The 17,429-nt window shown below is 36.7% G+C and carries 17 protein-coding genes; 12 read left to right on the top strand and 5 right to left on the bottom strand.

Features of this window, described 5'->3' with window-relative positions; genetic code table 11:
- Positions 1 to 5 precede the first annotated feature (5 nt).
- The 11 genes from ABN256_RS01610 (at position 6) to ABN256_RS01560 (ending at position 10,237) form a co-directional block, all read left to right on the top strand.
- Entirely contained in the window at positions 6 to 1,016 is a 1,011-nt protein-coding gene (locus ABN256_RS01610; protein WP_196552996.1) for a LacI family DNA-binding transcriptional regulator, read from the top strand.
- An 88-nt stretch (positions 1,017 to 1,104) separates the two neighbouring features.
- Positions 1,105 to 1,956: an AraC family transcriptional regulator gene (locus tag ABN256_RS01605; RefSeq protein ID WP_072068132.1), complete on the top strand. Its 852-nt coding sequence runs from the start codon at positions 1,105 to 1,107 to the stop codon at positions 1,954 to 1,956.
- Between the two features lie 98 nt (positions 1,957 to 2,054).
- Complete coding sequence (locus tag ABN256_RS01600) at positions 2,055 to 2,768, top strand: AzlC family ABC transporter permease (RefSeq protein WP_072068131.1); 714 nt, start codon at positions 2,055 to 2,057, stop codon at positions 2,766 to 2,768.
- Entirely contained in the window at positions 2,765 to 3,079 is a 315-nt protein-coding gene (locus ABN256_RS01595) for an AzlD domain-containing protein (protein ID WP_072068130.1), read from the top strand. Before ABN256_RS01600 ends, ABN256_RS01595 begins: the two co-directional genes overlap by 4 nt.
- A gap of 314 nt (positions 3,080 to 3,393) precedes the next feature.
- Positions 3,394 to 4,638, top strand: coding sequence for a PfkB family carbohydrate kinase (locus ABN256_RS01590; protein WP_196552998.1), 1,245 nt, complete (start codon positions 3,394 to 3,396; stop codon positions 4,636 to 4,638).
- The gene (locus ABN256_RS01585) at positions 4,638 to 5,582 is read left to right on the top strand and encodes a tripartite tricarboxylate transporter substrate binding protein (protein ID WP_349438984.1); all 945 of its coding nucleotides are present in this window, start codon (positions 4,638 to 4,640) and stop codon (positions 5,580 to 5,582) included. The genes ABN256_RS01590 and ABN256_RS01585 overlap by 1 nt, the downstream gene beginning before the upstream one ends.
- 31 nt (positions 5,583 to 5,613) lie before the next feature.
- A complete protein-coding gene (locus tag ABN256_RS01580) occupies positions 5,614 to 6,051 on the top strand; it encodes a tripartite tricarboxylate transporter TctB family protein (protein ID WP_197269178.1) in 438 nt (145 codons plus the stop codon).
- A gap of 15 nt (positions 6,052 to 6,066) precedes the next feature.
- Positions 6,067 to 7,557, top strand: a complete 1,491-nt coding sequence (locus tag ABN256_RS01575; protein WP_196553000.1) for a tripartite tricarboxylate transporter permease — start codon at positions 6,067 to 6,069, stop codon at positions 7,555 to 7,557.
- A gap of 146 nt (positions 7,558 to 7,703) precedes the next feature.
- Entirely contained in the window at positions 7,704 to 8,699 is a 996-nt protein-coding gene (locus ABN256_RS01570; protein ID WP_196553001.1) for a dihydroxyacetone kinase subunit DhaK, read from the top strand.
- Between the two features lie 2 nt (positions 8,700 to 8,701).
- On the top strand, positions 8,702 to 9,307 hold the full coding sequence (locus ABN256_RS01565) for a dihydroxyacetone kinase subunit L (protein WP_340896547.1): 606 nt from the start codon (positions 8,702 to 8,704) through the stop codon (positions 9,305 to 9,307).
- Between the two features lie 18 nt (positions 9,308 to 9,325).
- The gene (locus tag ABN256_RS01560; RefSeq protein WP_196553002.1) at positions 9,326 to 10,237 is read left to right on the top strand and encodes a dihydrodipicolinate synthase family protein; all 912 of its coding nucleotides are present in this window, start codon (positions 9,326 to 9,328) and stop codon (positions 10,235 to 10,237) included.
- A gap of 124 nt (positions 10,238 to 10,361) precedes the next feature.
- On the opposite strand, the gene ABN256_RS01555 is transcribed toward ABN256_RS01560, so the two are convergent.
- The 4 genes from ABN256_RS01555 to ABN256_RS01540 all read right to left on the bottom strand — a co-directional run bounded on the left by ABN256_RS01555 (position 10,362) and on the right by ABN256_RS01540 (position 14,124).
- Positions 10,362 to 11,330, bottom strand: coding sequence for a threo-3-hydroxy-L-aspartate ammonia-lyase (locus ABN256_RS01555; protein WP_115349769.1), 969 nt, complete (start codon positions 11,328 to 11,330; stop codon positions 10,362 to 10,364).
- A gap of 4 nt (positions 11,331 to 11,334) precedes the next feature.
- Positions 11,335 to 11,724, bottom strand: a complete 390-nt coding sequence (locus tag ABN256_RS01550; RefSeq protein WP_196553003.1) for a RidA family protein — start codon at positions 11,722 to 11,724, stop codon at positions 11,335 to 11,337.
- An 80-nt stretch (positions 11,725 to 11,804) separates the two neighbouring features.
- Positions 11,805 to 12,569, bottom strand: coding sequence for a type III secrection system effector, WxxxE family (locus ABN256_RS01545; protein WP_196553004.1), 765 nt, complete (start codon positions 12,567 to 12,569; stop codon positions 11,805 to 11,807).
- 139 nt (positions 12,570 to 12,708) lie between these two features.
- On the bottom strand, positions 12,709 to 14,124 hold the full coding sequence (locus ABN256_RS01540; protein ID WP_340896543.1) for an MFS transporter: 1,416 nt from the start codon (positions 14,122 to 14,124) through the stop codon (positions 12,709 to 12,711).
- A gap of 93 nt (positions 14,125 to 14,217) precedes the next feature.
- Here ABN256_RS01540 and ABN256_RS01535 point away from each other — a divergent pair, with 93 nt between their 5' ends.
- Positions 14,218 to 14,868: a helix-turn-helix transcriptional regulator gene (locus tag ABN256_RS01535; protein ID WP_340896541.1), complete on the top strand. Its 651-nt coding sequence runs from the start codon at positions 14,218 to 14,220 to the stop codon at positions 14,866 to 14,868.
- Positions 14,869 to 14,948: 80 nt separating this feature from the next.
- On the opposite strand, the gene glgP is transcribed toward ABN256_RS01535, so the two are convergent.
- Positions 14,949 to 17,399 (bottom strand): glycogen/starch/alpha-glucan family phosphorylase, encoded by a 2,451-nt coding sequence (gene glgP / locus ABN256_RS01530; protein WP_340896540.1) that lies wholly within the window; start codon positions 17,397 to 17,399, stop codon positions 14,949 to 14,951.
- Between the last annotated feature and the right edge of the window lie 30 nt (positions 17,400 to 17,429).

The following is a 17,429-nucleotide window of genomic DNA, read 5'->3' as shown; positions in this document are numbered from 1 at the left end:
TAACAGTGAAAAAACAAAAACGTCTTACCATTACAGATATTGCAAAAATAGCGGGTGTGTCCAAAACAACGGCAAGTTTGGTGTTAAATGGCCGTGGTAAAGAGATGCGTGTTTCTGATGATACTATTGCGCGTATTACGGCTATTGCTGAACAATATCAGTATCAGCCTAATATTCATGCCCGATCTTTACGTGATAACCGTAGTTATGCATTAGGGTTGGTTATTCCTGATATTACTAACTACGGTTTTGCTTCTGTGGCGTACGAACTAGAAATATTATGCAGGGAAGCAGGTATTCAATTACTTATTTCCTGTACTGATGAAAATGCGGCTCAAGAAACACTGGCAATAGAACATCTATTATCACGTCAAATCGATGGTTTGATTGTGGCTTCTTGTTTACAAAGTGATTTTGAATATCAACGTTTAAGTAAACAAATACCTGTTGTGTTATTTGACCGGTATTTTGAAGGAACAACATTACCTTTTGTGGTCACCGATTCAATAACGGCAACACAACAACTAATTGCAAAAATTGCTTCGACAAAAGGTATTGATGAATTTTACTTCTTAGGTGGACAGTCAACACTTTCACCGACTAAAGATCGTCTTTTAGGTTTTACGCAAGGGCTTTCACAAGCACAAATCAATTTAAAATCAGAATGGATCATACATGGGCATTATCACCCAAGTTCAGGTTATGAAATGTTCGGCTCGTTATGTGCATCTTTAGGGCGCCCGCCAAAATTTGTTTTTACTTCTGCTTGTGGCTTATTGGATGGCGTATTGCGCTATCTAAGTCAAAATAAAATTATGCAAAATGAAGTTTATTTAGCGGGTTTTGATGATCACTATTTGTATGATTCATTATCAATACCAATAGATACTGTCGCACAAAATAATCCTGAATTAGCATCACACTGTTTTCGACTGGTTATGGGATTAATTAATCAGACGAACTTAGAAACTCATCAAATTTTTATTCCAGCAAAAATTCATCAACGACATGAGTAAAGTTAAGGTTGAGCAATTTCATACAATCATCAGTATCGTGTTTATGATAAAAGCTGATGATTTTTACCGTTGATGGAGTCAATCTTTGATGCGACAAGAGCAGGCTAAACTTATTCACCTTCCTGAGCTTAATAGTCTTGCTTATCTGCAAGCCGAATATTTACATCAAACTTTTTCACGTCATACCCACGAAGGCTTCTGTATTGGTGTGATTGATGATGGCGCACAACAGTTTTATCGCACAGGAAGCGAACACATCGCTCCTAAAGGAGACATCATTATTGTTAATGCTGATGAAGTCCACACTGGCTCCTCTGCGGTTGAATCTGGTTGGGCTTATCAAGCTATTTATCCCACACCAGAATATCTGCAAACATTAACGCGTGATCTACAACAAGAGCAGGGTGCAACGCCTTGGTTTCCTGATGCTGTTATTCGCGATCCTGGTTTAAGTCAGCAACTTTTATTACTTTTTTCATTACTAGAGCAGCCCAATAATTACCTTTTAAAAGAGTCGCTATTGCTTTCAACAATGGCAATGTTGATTTTGCGCTATAGCAAAACAAGAACCCAAGAAAAACCATTAAGTGCTATAGGGCAACGGTTACAGTGGGTGAGCGAATTAATGAATGACACACCTGAAAATGATTTTTCACTCAACATGTTAGCTGAAATGGTGAATTTAAGCCCATGGCATTTTTTACGTCAGTTTAAGAAAGAAATAGGCATGACACCTCATGCTTGGCTTATTCAAGCCCGAATTCGTAAAGCAAGGCAGTTACTCTCTTTAGGCCATACACTTACTGATGTAACACAACGTTGTGGTTTTTCAGATCAAAGCCATTTCCATCGCCATTTTAAAAATGCCATTGGTGTTACACCAGGAAACTATTTAAAAGGGCTTCGATTATCTTCTTCTCTAACTTCTCCTTTGTTGTAATAAAAAATTAAAAGAGCAATTTTATACAATCCCATTTATCTTTACTGACTGATAATCATTCTCTATAGAATTAATGTATTAAAAGTGAAGACAGGTAAATGGAAAAAAACACAAATAATAATGAAGATAGGCAAGTAATGCGTGCTTTTGGCCTTGGTGCTCTGCATGTTTTGCCTTTATGTCTTGCGGTTATTCCTTGGGGAATATTAGCGGGATCAATGGCCGTTGATGCAGGGCTAACCTTTGCACAAAGTGTCGGAATGTCTGCGATTATTTTTGCAGGTGCGGCGCAATTAGTGACATTAGGGTTAGTTGTTTCTGGTGCAGGAATGCTGACCATTATTGTTTCTGTCTTTTTTATTACCGCCCAACATCTTTTATATGGTTTAACCTTACGCCCCCATGTTGCTCATTTAAAATGGTATCAACGTATTACAATAGGCTTTTTATTAACAGATGAGCTTTTTGCCGTTTCAGCACAACCTAAAGTAAAACTCACCCCCGCTTATATGATAGGTGCAGGATTATGTTTTTATTTAGCGTGGGTGGCGGTCAGTATTGTTGGTATTATTATGGCGAGCCAAGTTTCTGATTTATCTCGTTATCATCTTGATTTTTCTATTGTTGCTACGTTATTAGCTATTGTTATTCCATTGATAAAAACGTTTAGTACGTTAGTGGGCGTTATTGTCTCTTTTTGTCTCTCTATTCTTTTTAGTTGGTTAAATATAGAAGGTGGTGTAGTTATTGGTGGGCTAACAGGCATGTTTATCGCGGTTTGTGTTGCAAGAATAAGAGGAGAACAAAAATGACATGGTCGTTATTATTAATTTTGGCACTCGTCATTTTTATGTTGCGTTATTTCTTTCTTGAGCCGGCGATCCCCGTTAAATTACCATCAGTGATCAGACAAGCCCTAGGATATTCTGCACCCTGTTTATTAACTGCGATCTGTGCACCAATCGTACTGTTAGAAAAAAGCGAATTTAAAGGTATTTTAGATAATCCTTATCTTTGGGGAACCTTATTATGTGTAGGATTAGCGCTTAAAATACGCAATACATTAATGGTGGTTTTACTGACCTTGGTTGGTTTTTATCTGCTTAATGCCTTGTTAAACTAAATACCAAGGGTAATTTTATTTAACGTAATATTTACATTTAAAAATAATCATTTTTGTATTAATGTAGCTCGTTATTTTATCAGCCGTCTTTGAACGGCTGATCCTACCTCTCTTTTCTGTATTGTCATTCATTATCCGACTCGTTTCACCTCTCATTTTTAACGTATGTCAATTGATGTTGTGTTAAAAAAATGTGATCTAAATTGCTTCGATTTGGTTTTGCTTCTGCTTTTGGTTTTTTGTTTTGAATACCATCGCAGAATCACAGGCCTGATCTCCTTATTCTCGTTATCAATGATACGGAGGCACTTTATATGTTTTCAGAAGAACGGCGACAGGAAATTTACACCATCATCAGGGAACAAAAAAAAGTTAAAGTGGCTCAGCTTGCGGAAAAATTCAGTGTCACATTGGAGACTATTCGCAGTGATTTGAAATACCTTGAAGGAGAAGGGTTGATCAAACGTTGTCATGGTGGCGCCATACTAGGGAAACAAGAAATTAAAAAAATAAGTAAATTCAGTGATAGTTTTGATATTTCATGTTTATTGCACGACTTATTAATTGTTAGAGAACGTAAAGATAGAAAACCGGAAGGTAAAGTCTGTGTTTTAGGATCGTTTGTAGTGGATATTATCGCCAATGTCGAATCTTTTCCGAAAGTCGGTGAATTAGTTAATTCAAAAAGCAATTCGATAGGCCCTGGTGGTAAAGGGACAAATCAGGCAATGGCAGCAAGCTTTTCTGATGCCAAAGTCCATTTAATAACGAAAGTCGGTGAAGATCATTTTAGTAAATACGCTTATAAATATTTACAAGAAAGTGGCATTGACTCTTTCACTATTTTTCAAACAGAAACCGAGCCAACAGGCAGTTCGATTAGTTATTTAGCTGACAAAACACAAAATAATATTACAGCCACTTATTTAGGTGCAAATAACACCTTTTCTGAACAAGAAATTGATATTTCATTGCCTTATGTAAGTGAAGCCGATGTGTTATTGCTCCAAGGCGAAATTAATATAGAAGCTAATATTAAAGTCGCTTTATTTGCTAAGTCGGTTAATAAGATCATCATACTGAATGTTGCTCCTTATAACGAAAACCTAAAACAACTTTATTTATATCTTGATTTTATTACTTTAAATGCGAATCAAGCATCTCATTGGGCTGACTTTGAAATAAACGATATTAATGATGCAAAGCAGGCGATCAGTATTATTTCCGGTAACGAAAGTAAGAAAGTGATTATTTATATGGATGAGCTTGGTGTGGTTTATTTTGATGGTCGAGCCACATTTCATATTCCACCTATGCCATCGTTACGTGTGGATACGATGGCAGCAACAGATGCGTTTAATGGCGCATTTGCATCAAAGATAGCAGCAGGAGGCACGATGCATGAGAGTGTATTATTTGCCAGTGCTTTCCTCTCTGCATTTATAGAACAAAAAGGCGTAACAGCAATGCCCGTCCTTTCCCAAGTTCAGGCTCGCCTTAAATCAAGGCTTGAAGATATTCGGCCACAAATAATCTGCAATGAGAAAAGGTGCATATAATGAAAAAAACACTTCTGGCATTTACCCTATGCAGTTCCATTTTTACACTTCCGGCTTTTGCTCAATACCCTGAAAAGCCGATTACTATTGTTGTTCCTTGGGCAGCTGGCGGTAACACTGATACTGTTGCACGTCTAGCCGCAAAAGGACTACAAGAAGAGTTGGGCGTTACAGTTAATGTGGTCAACAAAACAGGCGGTAGTGGTGTTGTAGGTCATGATGCCATTAAAAATGCAAAACCTGATGGTTACACATTAGGGATTGCAACGGTTGAAATTACCATGATGCATCATCAAGGGATGACGAATTTAACATATCAAGATTACACCCCAATCACGCGTCTTGCCGTTATTTATGGTGGATTACAAGTTGGAAAATCTTCACCATTTAAAAATGCACAGGAAATTATTGATTACGCGAAAGCAAATCCGGGCAAGTTAAAAGCATCGGGCAGTGGCTTAAATTCAATCTGGCATCTCAATACTATTGGTATGTTGCGTGCCGCAGGATTACCAGATAATGCTATTCGTTTTATCCCATCTCAAGGTGCAAGTGCAGCATTACAAGAGCTTGCTTCTGGTGGTGTTGATATTGTGACATCTTCATTAGGTGAAGCTGACAGCATGGTAAAAGCGGGTTTAGTAAAACATATGGCTATTATGTCCAATGAGAAATCTGCTTTTTATCCTGATGTACCGTTATTCAAAGAAGCCACACCTTATAACTGGGATTTGCAAGCGTGGAATATGCTAGTTGCGCCAAAAGGGCTAGACAAAGAAGTACAAAATAAACTCACCGCAGCCATGAAAAAAGTATATGCCTCTGGTGAATTAGCCGAATTTGCAAATAAACAAGGCTTTGAAGTTATCGAATTATATGGCGATGATGCCACACAATTTATGGCCAATGAAGATAAAAAATTTGGTGAAATTATAAAGAAATAACTGAGGAAACGGCTGAACAACAGCCGTTTTTATGCCTATGCTAAATCGTCATATTCTATCGCTCATATTTTGTTGCTTTGGTTTATTCCTTATTGTTTATAGCGCGTATTCATTAGGCGATTTTAGTGAATATGGTGCCGCGTTTATGCCTTCTATTATTGGCGGTGGCATGATTATATTTTCATTAATAGATATATTTTCACGTAAACAAGAAAGTGATATTCCATTAGTGACATGGCATGAAATAAAATTTGTCTTATTAGTTATCAGCATTATTCTTTTTTATGTGCTTGCCTCTGATTATTTAGGATTTATTTTAACCGGATTAATTATTACTGCACCATTAATGATGAAATATGCAACAACAAAACCTATATATAGTTTTATTATTTCAACTGGAGTGGTGTTAGGTGTGTATTACTTATTTACCGCTGTACTGTTAGTACCGCTACCTCAGCTATTTTCATAAATAGAGAAAAACAGTATGGATATATTAATTAGCGCACTTGCATATATTGATTACACAACAATTCTTGTCGTTATTGGTGCTTGTTTATTTGGCTTATTTGTTGGTGCAATTCCCGGGTTAACATCAACAATGGCTATTGCATTAATGGTGCCGTTTACTTTTTTTCTTGATCCTATTCCTGCTTTAGCCTTAATGATCTCCGTCGGAGCATCATCTATATTTGCAGGGGATATTCCCGGAGCCTTATTAAATATACCAGGGACACCTGCATCCGCAGCTTATACTAATGATGCACACTCTTTAGTAAAAGAAGGCAAAACAAATCGTGTATTGGGTATGTCATTAACGAGCTCTGTGATTGGTGGCGTAATTGGTACGATTATATTAGCCTCAACCGCACCAATATTAGCTGAGTTTGCTTTAAAATTTAGCTCTTATGAATATATGTGGTTGTCTTTAATTGGTTTAAGTTGTGCAACTATTGTTTCAGGCACTCATATTAGAAAAAGCTTATTAGCACTGTTCTTTGGTATTGCATTAGCCACCATTGGTTATGATGAGTTTACAGGTCAAGCCCGCTTTACTTTTGGTGAAGTTTCTTTAATGCAAGGAGTTAGCTTTATTCCGGCAATGATAGGACTATTTGCTATTTCTGGTGCTATTAAATATTACGTTGAACGTTGGAAAGAAAAGCAAATTACATTAACAGAAATGAATGTGGAAAATAATTCTTACAACATCTTTAAAGGTGTGGGGAGTGTTGTTCGCCAACGTAAGGGCGGTATTTTCCGTAGCGGAATAATAGGGACATTAATTGGTGCTTTACCCGGTGCAGGAGCCGATATTGCAGCATGGATCTCTTATGCAGTTTCAAAGAAACTATCTAAAAAACCAGAGAAATATGGTCATGGTTCTGAGGAAGGTATTGTTGATGCTTCAGCGAGTAATAATGCAAGCTTAGCCGGAAGTTGGATCCCATCTCTAGTTTTTGGTATCCCAGGTGATTCTGCTGCGGCAATTATTATTGGTGTACTGTATATGAAAGATATGCAACCGGGGCCAACGCTGTTCTTATTTAATCCCGATAAATTATATGCTGTCTTTATTATCTTTTTTATTGCTAATCTTATTTTACTGCCGATTGCTTTTATTGTTGTCAATTTATTGAAAAAGATTGTTGCTATTGACAATGCGATTATTTACCCAGCAATCATTCTATTTAGTATCGTTGGTTCATATGCAATTACAAATACGATGTCCTCTATTGTGGTTATGTTAGTTATGGGCGTTATCGGCTATTTTCTTCAAGAACGAAAGTTCCCGATATCACCGATTATTTTGGGCATGATATTAGGCCCTATGTTAGAAAAGAATTTACTTTCATCATTAATGAAATCTGATGGTGATTTAATTAGTTTTGTTAACAGACCTATTTCGATGGTATTAGCAAGTGTATTTCTACTTATTGTAGTAATGCAAATTAGAGGTGCATTTAAAGCTAGATAAATAACCCATTTATTACTCATTATTTATTACTAAAAATTCAATCATAGAGAGATACTTTTTTAGTATCAGGGAAAAAAAACCTTAAATAAATTAGTTTATTTAAGGTGTCAAAAATCAGCAGATAAATAAAAATATCGGGTGATCACATGAAAAAAATATTAAATAAGCCAGAAAATTATGTCGATGAAACATTAGCAGGTTTATGCCTTGCGCATAGCCATATTTATCGTCAGCCACAGCCAAGATTGATTGCTCGTTCAAAAAAAACAGATAAGCCGAAAGTTGGCATTGTAACCGGCGGAGGCTCTGGTCATTTACCTGTATTTACCGGATATGTCGGTGAGGGGCTACTCGATGCCGCCGCTGTAGGTGATGTTTTTGCTTCACCTTCAGCAGATTTAATGGCAGATGCTATTCGTGAGGCCAACAACGGGTTAGGCGTATTGCTACTTTATGGCAACTACGGTGGCGATATTATGAATTTTGATATGGCGACTGAAACAGTTGATTTTGAAGACGATATTCGTTGCACAACGGTATTAGCTGCGGATGATGTCGCTTCAGCAAAACCAGAGGAAGCGCATAAACGCCGTGGTGTAGCTGGGATGATTTATGGTTTTAAAATGGCGGGCGCCAAAGCAGAAGAAGGTGCATCACTTGATGAAGTGACACGTATTGCTCAAAAAACTATGGAAAATACCCGAACAATTGGTTGTGCGTTAACATCTTGTACCTTACCTGCGGTAGGACATCCTACCTTTGAAATTGGTGAAGATGAGATGGAAATGGGGATGGGAATTCACGGTGAACCGGGAATTTGGCGCGATAAATTACGCAGTGCTGATGAAATTGCCCAAGAAATGTTTGAACGTCTACAAGCAGAATTATCATTAAAAACAGGGGATAAAGTCTCTGTATTAGTTAACTCTTTAGGCGCAACGCCATTAGAAGAGCTTTATATTCTGTATAACAAAATTGCACAACTGATTAATAAAACAGGTGCGACTATTGTGCATCCATTGGTCGGACGTTATGCCACATCTATGGAAATGACAGGAGCAAGCTTAACATTGTGCAAGTTAGATGATGAGCTAGAAGCCTTGATGAATGCACCTGCTCACTGTGCATTCTGGAGAGTATAACGATGAATATTACACTTGAAATGCTCAAGCAAGCGGTTGTGCGTATCGCCATCGCTTGTGAGCAATCTCAATCTATGCTTTGTGAAGCAGATAGCCGCCTAGGTGATGGAGATTTAGGGATCACCATGCAAAAAGGATGGCGTCAAATTTCAGATGATGCACAAGATTGGCCTGATGATTTAAGTAAATCACTTTTTCAATGCAGTAAATCATTACAAAAAGCCTGCGCTTCTTCTTTTGGTACATTGCAAGCAACCGCTTTTATGGCAATGGCGAAATATTGCAAAGAAAATCAACTGCAAGAAATAGCCCCCGCCGATATTTCACCACTTTTAACTGTTGCATATCAAAGCATGATGGCAAGAGGAAAAGGGGAGTTAGGGCAAAAATCGGTGCTTGATATCATTTACCAATTATCTGAAGCGCTAAAACCCGTTTTATCTCGATCGGAATTAAAAGCGGTAGCTTTACAGAGTATTGATAATACGCTTAATGAATTTCGTCAAAAACCTAATTTATTAGGTCGAGCGCGTATGTTCCCAGAAAAATCTATTGGTTTAGATGATCCTGGCATGTTGGCAATTAAAGTTATTGTTAAAGCAATCTGATTTAATAAAGGTCTTAATATGAAAAAATTATTTGGCGTTACAGTGGCAATGGTTACTCCGTTTGATTCGAACGATCAAGTGGATACTAATGCGTTATCTACATTAACTGATATGTTAGTCACTCAAGGTGTTGATTGCCTCTATCCTTGTGGCACTACGGGAGAGATGCTACGTTTATCAGCATCAGAGCGTAAAAATGTTGCAAAAACCGTTGTCGAAACAGCCAATAAACGCTTACCTGTTTTTATTCATGTCGGCGCAATGACATTAACCGAAACCATTGAATTAGCGAAACATGCCGTTGAAATTGGAGCTGATGGTATTGGTGTGGTGACACCACAATTTTTTGGTGCGACAGACAGAGAATTAGAAAACTATTTTGTAACAGTGGCAAACAGTGTGCCGGATAATTTCCCTGTTTATTTGTATAATATTCCACAATGTGCGGCAAATAATATCAAGCCTGAATTAGCGGCAAAAGTACAACAACAGTGTAAAAATGTAATTGGGATTAAATACAGTTTTGCTGATAACAATACAACATTAAGTTACCTTGCTGTAGCCGATAATTTTTCAGTGCTTCATGGCTACGATAAATTATTCCTAGGTCTATTAGATGCAGGTTGTGATGGTACCGTTTCAGGTTGTGCTTGTGTATTCCCTGAGCCATTTGTGAATATGTATAAAGCCTATATTGCAGGTAATCATCAAGAAGCAAAACATTGGCAACAATTTTGTGTAAAATTTAGTGATGCACTTAAATCAGGTGCAAATATGGCAATATTTAAATCAGCATTAACTATGCGTGGTTTAGACGGCGGTCATATGCGTTTGCCACAACTCGATTTATTACCTGAAGAAAATCAACAATTAAAAGATAATTTAACGAAGTTGTGTAAAGAAGCAGGGATCACTTTTTCACTTAATTAAAAAAGACTAAGTAAAAAACACCTTCGTTATTTTAATTGAGTAGCAATATATTTATGATTTTAAGCAGTATGAAAAACAATCCATACTGCTTTTTTAATGATTAATCACATCTTTTTATTGATTTTTATTGTGCTAAAAAATGACCATATTGCGCGATATCGACATTACCACCGCTGATTATAATACCGATTTTCTTACCTTTTAATTTATCACCAAATTGACGAGCGGCCGCCAAACTTAAGCAGCCAGTAGGCTCTACAATAATCTTCATTCGCTGGGCATAAAACTGTAAGGTGGAAATTAATTCTTCATCTGTTGCAGTTAAAATATCGTCCACATTGTTACGAATAATCTCAAAGGTATAATTGCCTAGATGCTGTGTTTGTGCGCCATCTGCAATTGTTTTTGGGGTATCAATATGGGTGATTTCGCCTTTACGTAATGATTGTTGTCCATCATTACCCGCTAAAGGCTCAACACCGTATATTTTACATTGCGGTGAAAGGGCTTTGGTTGATAATAAAGAGCCAGAAAGTAAACCACCACCACCTAATGGAACAAATAGCATATCTAATTCACCAACTTCATCGAACAACTCTTTTGCAGCAGTACCTTGGCCCGCAATAATATGAGGATGATCGTAAGGTGGAATTAACGTTAATCCTTCTTTTTGTGCCAGTTGTTGGCCAATTTTTTCACGATCTTCTGTATAACGGTTATAGGTGATCACACGGCCACCATAGCCTTTTGTCGCGTCCATTTTAGCCTTTGGAGCATCGTCAGGCATGATAATTGTTGCAGGAATACCTAATAGTTTTGCTGATAAAGCAATAGCTTGTGCATGATTACCTGATGAGAAAGTTACGACACCCATTTTACGTTGTTCTGTGGTAAATTGTGATAACGCATTTATTGCACCTCGAAATTTAAATGCTCCCATACGCTGAAAGTTCTCACATTTAAAATAAAACTGCGCCCCTGTTAGCTCATTAATCGTACGAGAGGTTAAAACAGGTGTTTTATTAAGATAAGGCAGAATGCGTTGATGAGCTTCAGTAACATCTTTATAAGTAGGAGTAGGTAACTTATTCATAAGATTATTCCTTGATAACAACAGCTTCAATTTCAATTTTGCTTCCAAAATGTAATTCTTTTACGCCAGCAACTAATCTTGCTGGTTTATGTTCACCAATCCATTTTGCATATAGCTCATTAACGATAGGCCATTCATTAATATCTGTCACATAGACTTTGACTTGAGCAATATCTGTTTTCTTTGCGTTTATTCCGAGAAGACAAGCATTTAAGTTTTCAAGTACTTGTGTGATTTGAACTTCAATGGGTTTGTCTGCTAATGGGTTGCCTTGTTTATCTAAGGGTAATAACCCAGAAACAAACGACATATTATTTGCAGTAACAACATGAGAGTAATGCCCTCCTGGGGATGAGAGGGCATCAATATTTTGTAATGTAAGATGTGAGGTCATTGCGGTTTCCTATTTCACTTAAGTTAGACAAAATGTATACTCAGTTATACACAACGTCTAACTCAAGATCAATAGTTTACTTAATCAAAAAATGCTAGAGTATATTTCGAATAAAGCGGAGGATGAGTTAATTTATTTTCAGAAGTACCAAATTTTCTTTGTGCTACTTCTTTAATCGCATCTTTTATTTTAGAAAAATCAACTTTGTTTTCATTACCGGATAAAAAATTGTAGATATTTTCAGCCAATAAACAATAAACTTCGTATTTTAAATGTGAATTATCAGAAATTCCCAAGTCATCTATTGCTTTTACGACTTCAGGGATATCTTGCAAATTCTGGATCATTGTACTTTGAGCTGCATTCTTATTTAAACCTAACTTAAATTTATTAGAGATTAAAAAAAATAAAGTTTGTTTATCATTCGGTTTCAGGGAAATTTCTTCATCAATATATAAATTGTCAATTGTCCGATGAATTATTGAAGAAGGGAGAACTTCCTTTTCATCTTCCCACCACTCTAAAATAGCACTATCTATTACTTTATAAGCATTATTTAAAAACTCCATTGATTTTTCTTTATTCTTTATATCAACCCTATAAGAAGATATTTTTTTTGATGTATAAAGCTCTCGTATTTTTGATATTAACTCTTTACTGAGTTTTGCAACATCAACGGTAATCTCTTTCCTTTTATCACAATTACCTATGGAGATATCTAAATAGGTATTTTTAATATTTTTGATATTATTTAAAAAAATCCCATAAGTGTTTAATGGTTCTTTATTAACAACTGTATTCTGATCATTATTTACAATTGAAATTTTCGATAAAATGCTTTTCATAAGAATTCCTTTTGTCATTAAAAGGAATTTTGACAGAATAAAAAATAAGTTCTTTCATAAATGAAACCGATAACTTTACTAAAAAAGAGGTGAAAACATATCACCTCTTTTGTTTCTTATATGACCTTAAAAATAAGGTTTAATAAGAACAACGTGTTATTCTCCACGCTGTATAAATCGCTATTAATGGTGCGAATGCTAAAAATAAGAATAGGGCAGATGCAGAAGAAGAGAGCCCTTCAGGGGTACCACTATTAAAGCCATTTAAATTAACTATCATACCTGCAAATGCAGAGCCTAGTGCGGTTGCAAATAATTGTACGGTTGTAATAGAGGCACCTGCAATATCTTTATCTTGTTCTGATGCGGCTTGCAATATACGTGTTAATAGGTGTGGCCAACCAAAACCAATGCCATATCCCACTAAGAACAAAGCGAATAATATAATAGAAAGACTAACCGCATTTTCTGATTGCAGTAGTGGGTTTGGAATAACAAAAGCCAACACAAGCAAGCCAATAAAAACGATAATAGGGCCACTTAAAATACTAAAACGCATTTTAGCACCTTGCCAACTTGCGCTAATCACTTCAGCAACTGTCCAGCCTAATGCCATTAATGCACTCATGTAACCTGAAGCTAAAGGTGTTTGCATATGTAAGCTTTGTAGATAATAAGGGACAAAAATCTCACATGTCATGCCAATGGCTAATAACGAAATAGTCAGATATAAAAGTGCATGTAAAGAAAGACCTTTAAAGGTATTTGAGGGTAATAACCGAACAGAAAGGTGTTTCTCACAAAAAATAAGCATGCCAATTAAACCAAATACCACCACAATACTGAGTAAGTTGATGATGAGTGAAGAAGAAAGGCTACCAGATGAAATAAGCAGAACGGCAGCTGTTAAAATTATTAGCTGAAGATAAGGCAAGCTTTGTGATGATGATTTTGAAGCGTTATTGTCATTCTTTGGTAAGATAAGCCACAGATAAATACCATAAAAAAGCATGATAGGTAACATAATACCAAAGGCATAACGCCAAGCATCTAATTGAGCAAAAATTCCACCAATAGCAGGACCAATTAATGTAGCAACACCCCACATTCCTGAAATTAAAGCCATTGCTCTTGGCCATAATACTTGATCATAAACGATATTTACCATGGCGTAGGAAAGGGCAAATAAAAGCCCTCCACCAAGGCCTTGAATAAATCGGCCAATTAGCATGACTTCCATTTTAGGTGCAATTGCACACAATAAACTGCCAATAAAAAAAAGCACCGTTGCTATCAGATAAGCACCTTTAGCACCTAATAAACTTAATAAGCGTGCAGATAATACTGAACCAATAATAGAGGCGGCAACAAATAGCGTGGTGTTCCATGCATATAATCCCATTCCGCCAATATCGGTTACAACTGAGGGTAAAATCGTGGTCGCCATTAAAATATTAATTGCGTGGATCACGACACCAAAAGAAAGTGCAAATGAAATTGCCCCATTTCTCCCTGAGAAAAGATCACGCCATTGGCTATTGTTATCTGGGATCATTAGAAAAAATATCCTTCTTTTATTGCTATTACGACATAGCTTCGTTAAATTACCAAGGTAAAACTTGGATTAATAAATACTGAGACGTCTAATATGTCAAGAAAAAACTTGGAATATAATTATCCTGCGCAACGTAGTGTTGGCGATAAAATTCTATTTTTAATTAAAAAACATGGGCCAATGCAAGCAAATGATGTTGGCCAACGTCTTGGTACAAGTAGCGAAGCGGCAAGGCAACAATTTGTCAAGCTTGCCAGCGCAGGATTGGTTGAAGCAATAACTGAGCCAAGAGGGGTTGGACGACCTATTCAATATTGGCACTTAACAGAATTAGGGCAAAAACAATTTCCAGATACTCATGCTGAATTAACAGCACAAATTTTGATGACTATTCGTGAAGAATTGGGTGAAGGTGCAATTGATAAAATTATTCTTGCACGAAAAAAGCAGAGTTATGAACGCTATACTCAAGCGATAAGAGAAGCCGATGAACTAACGGAACGCTTAGATATATTAGCCTCTTTGCGTAGTCAAGAAGGCTATATGGCACATTGGGAGCAAGTAAAAGATAACGAATACCTATTTATTGAAGATCATTGCCCAATATGTGCAGCGGCTAAAGTTTGCCAAGGTTTTTGTAATACAGAAAAAGAGCTATTTTCTGAAACACTAGGAGTAGAACTACAACGTGTTGAATATATCTTAGAAGGCGCAAGACGTTGTGCATACCGTATTAAAATCTAACTTTATTAAGCCTTAAATAAAAGCAAAAACCGCGCAATAAAGCGCGGTTACGTTCTGTCCTTAGAAAATTAGCTTAGTTTTTACAATGTAATCGCAGAAGCTTTCCAAATTCTTTGCATATATTCAGTTACCGCGCGATCCGCAGAAAAATAACCCATTTGGCAGATATTTAATGCGGATTTTTTCAACCACGCGTCTTCATCTTGATAGAGAATATCAACACTATCTTGAGTATCAACATAGCTACGATAATCGGCTAATACCTGATAATGATCGCCAAACTCAATTAAGCTATCGAAAATTGATTTATATCTATCAGGGTAAGTTGGATTAAAGAAGCCATTAGCGATTTGATTGAGCGCTGTATGTAGCTCAACATCTTCATCGTAATAGCGACGTGGAGAATAACGCTGTCTTAACTCAGCGACTTCTTGTGCGTTATGACCAAAGATAAACATATTTTCAAAACCAACATGCTCACCAATTTCAATATTAGCACCATCCAGAGTTCCGATAGTTAGTGCACCATTTAACGCAAATTTCATATTACCTGTACCAGAAGCTTCTGTACCGGCTAAAGATATTTGCTCAGATAAATCCGCAGCAGGAATAATATGTTGCGCTAGGCTCACGCCGTAATTAGGAATAAAGATCACTTTCAATTTATCATTAATGCGCTCATCATTATTAATCTTTGCTGCAATATCGTTGATAAGATTGATAATTTTTTTAGCATTATAATAAGCGGAGGCTGCTTTACCACCAAAAATAAACACACGAGGAACCCAGTTTTTTTCTGGATTTTGTAAAATGCGATTATAGCGCGTGATAATCCCTAACACATTGAGAAGTTGACGTTTATATTCATGAATACGTTTAATTTGAACATCAAATAACGCATCAGGATTAATTGTGATATTTAAGTCTTGCTGAATAATGTTAGCTAAATTTTGTTTATTCAGCCGCTTTGAGTCTCTTAATTGGTGTAAGAAATTTTTGTCTTTCACCAGTGGCATTAATTCACCTAATTGCTCTAAATTGGTTCGCCAATTAGTTCCAATCTGCTTATCAATCACTTGAGAAAGAGAAGGGTTAGCTAATGCCAGCCAGCGACGTGGTGTAATACCATTGGTAATATTGCAGAATTTCTTGGGATAAATCATCGCAAAATCGGCAAATAAGGATTGCACCATTAATTGGCTATGGAGTTCAGAAACCCCATTAACTTGCTGGCTAATAATTACCGCAAGCCAAGCCATACGGACATTGCGACCATTTTCTTCATCAATAATAGAAACGCGACGTAATAAGTCGTTATCATTAGGATATTGTTCTCTAACTTGCTTTAAGAATTTATCATTGATTTGGAAAATAATTTGTAAATGGCGAGGAAGTGAGCGTCCTATCATATCAACAGGCCATGTTTCTAATGCTTCCCCCATTAACGTATGATTGGTGTATGAGAATATACAGATTGTTTGTTCCCATGCTTCATCCCAACTGAACCCATGTTTATCAATAAGTTGACGCATTAATTCCGGGATGGCAAGAACAGGGTGAGTATCGTTAAGGTGTATGGCAATAAAATCTTTTAAATTATCAAAGCGTTGATGAAGATGATAATGACGTTGCAAAATATCTTGAATAGAGGCGCTGACTAAAAAATATTCTTGCTGTAAACGTAACATCTTACCTGATGTGGTTGAGTCATCAGGGTAAAGAATACGAGAGATATTTTCAGAGCGATCTTTGGCTTCTGTAGCCTCTAGGTATTCACCTTTATTGAATTTACCTAAATTAAACGCACCATTAGCTTTAGCAGACCATAACCTAATGGTATCTGTTGCTTGTGTGTTATAACCAGGAACAATAGAGTCATAAGGTTGAGCCAGCACATTTAAGGTATCAACCCAATAGCTTTTATCACCTTCTTGTTGTAAACGCCCGCCAAAATCCACTTCAAATTGCACATCATGGCGCGGGAATTCCCAAGGATTACCTTTTTCAAGCCAGTTATCCGCAACTTCATGTTGTTCGCCATTTTGAATTTGCTGGCGGAACATACCATATTCATAGCGAATACCATAGCCTGTCACTGGATAACCTAATGTGGCACAAGAATCAAGAAAACACGCGGCTAAACGACCTAACCCGCCGTTACCTAAACCCGGATCGGGTTCAAGTTCGATTTGCTTTTCAAGATCAAGTCCTAATTCTTTTAATGCTTCTTTAACTTCGTTATAAACCCCTAAAGAGAGCATTGCGTTCGTTAAAAAACGCCCCATAAGAAATTCCATCGAAATGTAATAAACCTGTTTTACTTTCGGTGAAAGTTCCGCTTTGGTTGATTTCAGCCAACGTTCAACTAAACGGTCTCGTATAGCGTAGGAAGTTGCATTTAACCAATCTGTTGGTGTGGCGTATTTAGGGGAAGTACCAACAATAAACATCAGTTTATAAACAATAGAACGCTTTAACGATTCAACATCCTTATCTGGTGATAAATAATCAAATTCACATAACTTTTTCATTATAAATCTCTTTTGGTGATCCACAGGTCA

The sequence above is a fragment of the Proteus sp. fly-1008 genome (assembly GCF_040140305.1).
GTDB classification, from domain to species: domain Bacteria; phylum Pseudomonadota; class Gammaproteobacteria; order Enterobacterales; family Enterobacteriaceae; genus Proteus; species Proteus vulgaris_B.
Note: the sequence above shows the minus strand (reverse complement) of the source record. Positions and strands in the feature narration are given on the sequence as shown.

What these genes read in the sequence shown, in the direction of transcription:
- ABN256_RS01535 (WP_340896541.1), top strand. Translation starts at nt 14,218, where the DNA reads ATGTCAAGAAAAAACTTGGAATATAATTATCCTGCGCAACGTAGTGTT.
- glgP (WP_340896540.1), bottom strand. Translation starts at nt 17,399, where the DNA reads ATGAAAAAGTTATGTGAATTTGATTATTTATCACCAGATAAGGATGTT.
- ABN256_RS01590 (WP_196552998.1), top strand. Translation starts at nt 3,394, where the DNA reads ATGTTTTCAGAAGAACGGCGACAGGAAATTTACACCATCATCAGGGAA.
- ABN256_RS01585 (WP_349438984.1), top strand. Translation starts at nt 4,638, where the DNA reads ATGAAAAAAACACTTCTGGCATTTACCCTATGCAGTTCCATTTTTACA.
- ABN256_RS01595 (WP_072068130.1), top strand. Translation starts at nt 2,765, where the DNA reads ATGACATGGTCGTTATTATTAATTTTGGCACTCGTCATTTTTATGTTG.
- ABN256_RS01570 (WP_196553001.1), top strand. Translation starts at nt 7,704, where the DNA reads ATGAAAAAAATATTAAATAAGCCAGAAAATTATGTCGATGAAACATTA.
- ABN256_RS01565 (WP_340896547.1), top strand. Translation starts at nt 8,702, where the DNA reads ATGAATATTACACTTGAAATGCTCAAGCAAGCGGTTGTGCGTATCGCC.
- ABN256_RS01555 (WP_115349769.1), bottom strand. Translation starts at nt 11,330, where the DNA reads ATGAATAAGTTACCTACTCCTACTTATAAAGATGTTACTGAAGCTCAT.
- ABN256_RS01550 (WP_196553003.1), bottom strand. Translation starts at nt 11,724, where the DNA reads ATGACCTCACATCTTACATTACAAAATATTGATGCCCTCTCATCCCCA.
- ABN256_RS01560 (WP_196553002.1), top strand. Translation starts at nt 9,326, where the DNA reads ATGAAAAAATTATTTGGCGTTACAGTGGCAATGGTTACTCCGTTTGAT.
- ABN256_RS01540 (WP_340896543.1), bottom strand. Translation starts at nt 14,124, where the DNA reads ATGATCCCAGATAACAATAGCCAATGGCGTGATCTTTTCTCAGGGAGA.
- ABN256_RS01545 (WP_196553004.1), bottom strand. Translation starts at nt 12,569, where the DNA reads ATGAAAAGCATTTTATCGAAAATTTCAATTGTAAATAATGATCAGAAT.
- ABN256_RS01575 (WP_196553000.1), top strand. Translation starts at nt 6,067, where the DNA reads ATGGATATATTAATTAGCGCACTTGCATATATTGATTACACAACAATT.
- ABN256_RS01580 (WP_197269178.1), top strand. Translation starts at nt 5,614, where the DNA reads ATGCCTATGCTAAATCGTCATATTCTATCGCTCATATTTTGTTGCTTT.
- ABN256_RS01605 (WP_072068132.1), top strand. Translation starts at nt 1,105, where the DNA reads ATGCGACAAGAGCAGGCTAAACTTATTCACCTTCCTGAGCTTAATAGT.
- ABN256_RS01600 (WP_072068131.1), top strand. Translation starts at nt 2,055, where the DNA reads ATGGAAAAAAACACAAATAATAATGAAGATAGGCAAGTAATGCGTGCT.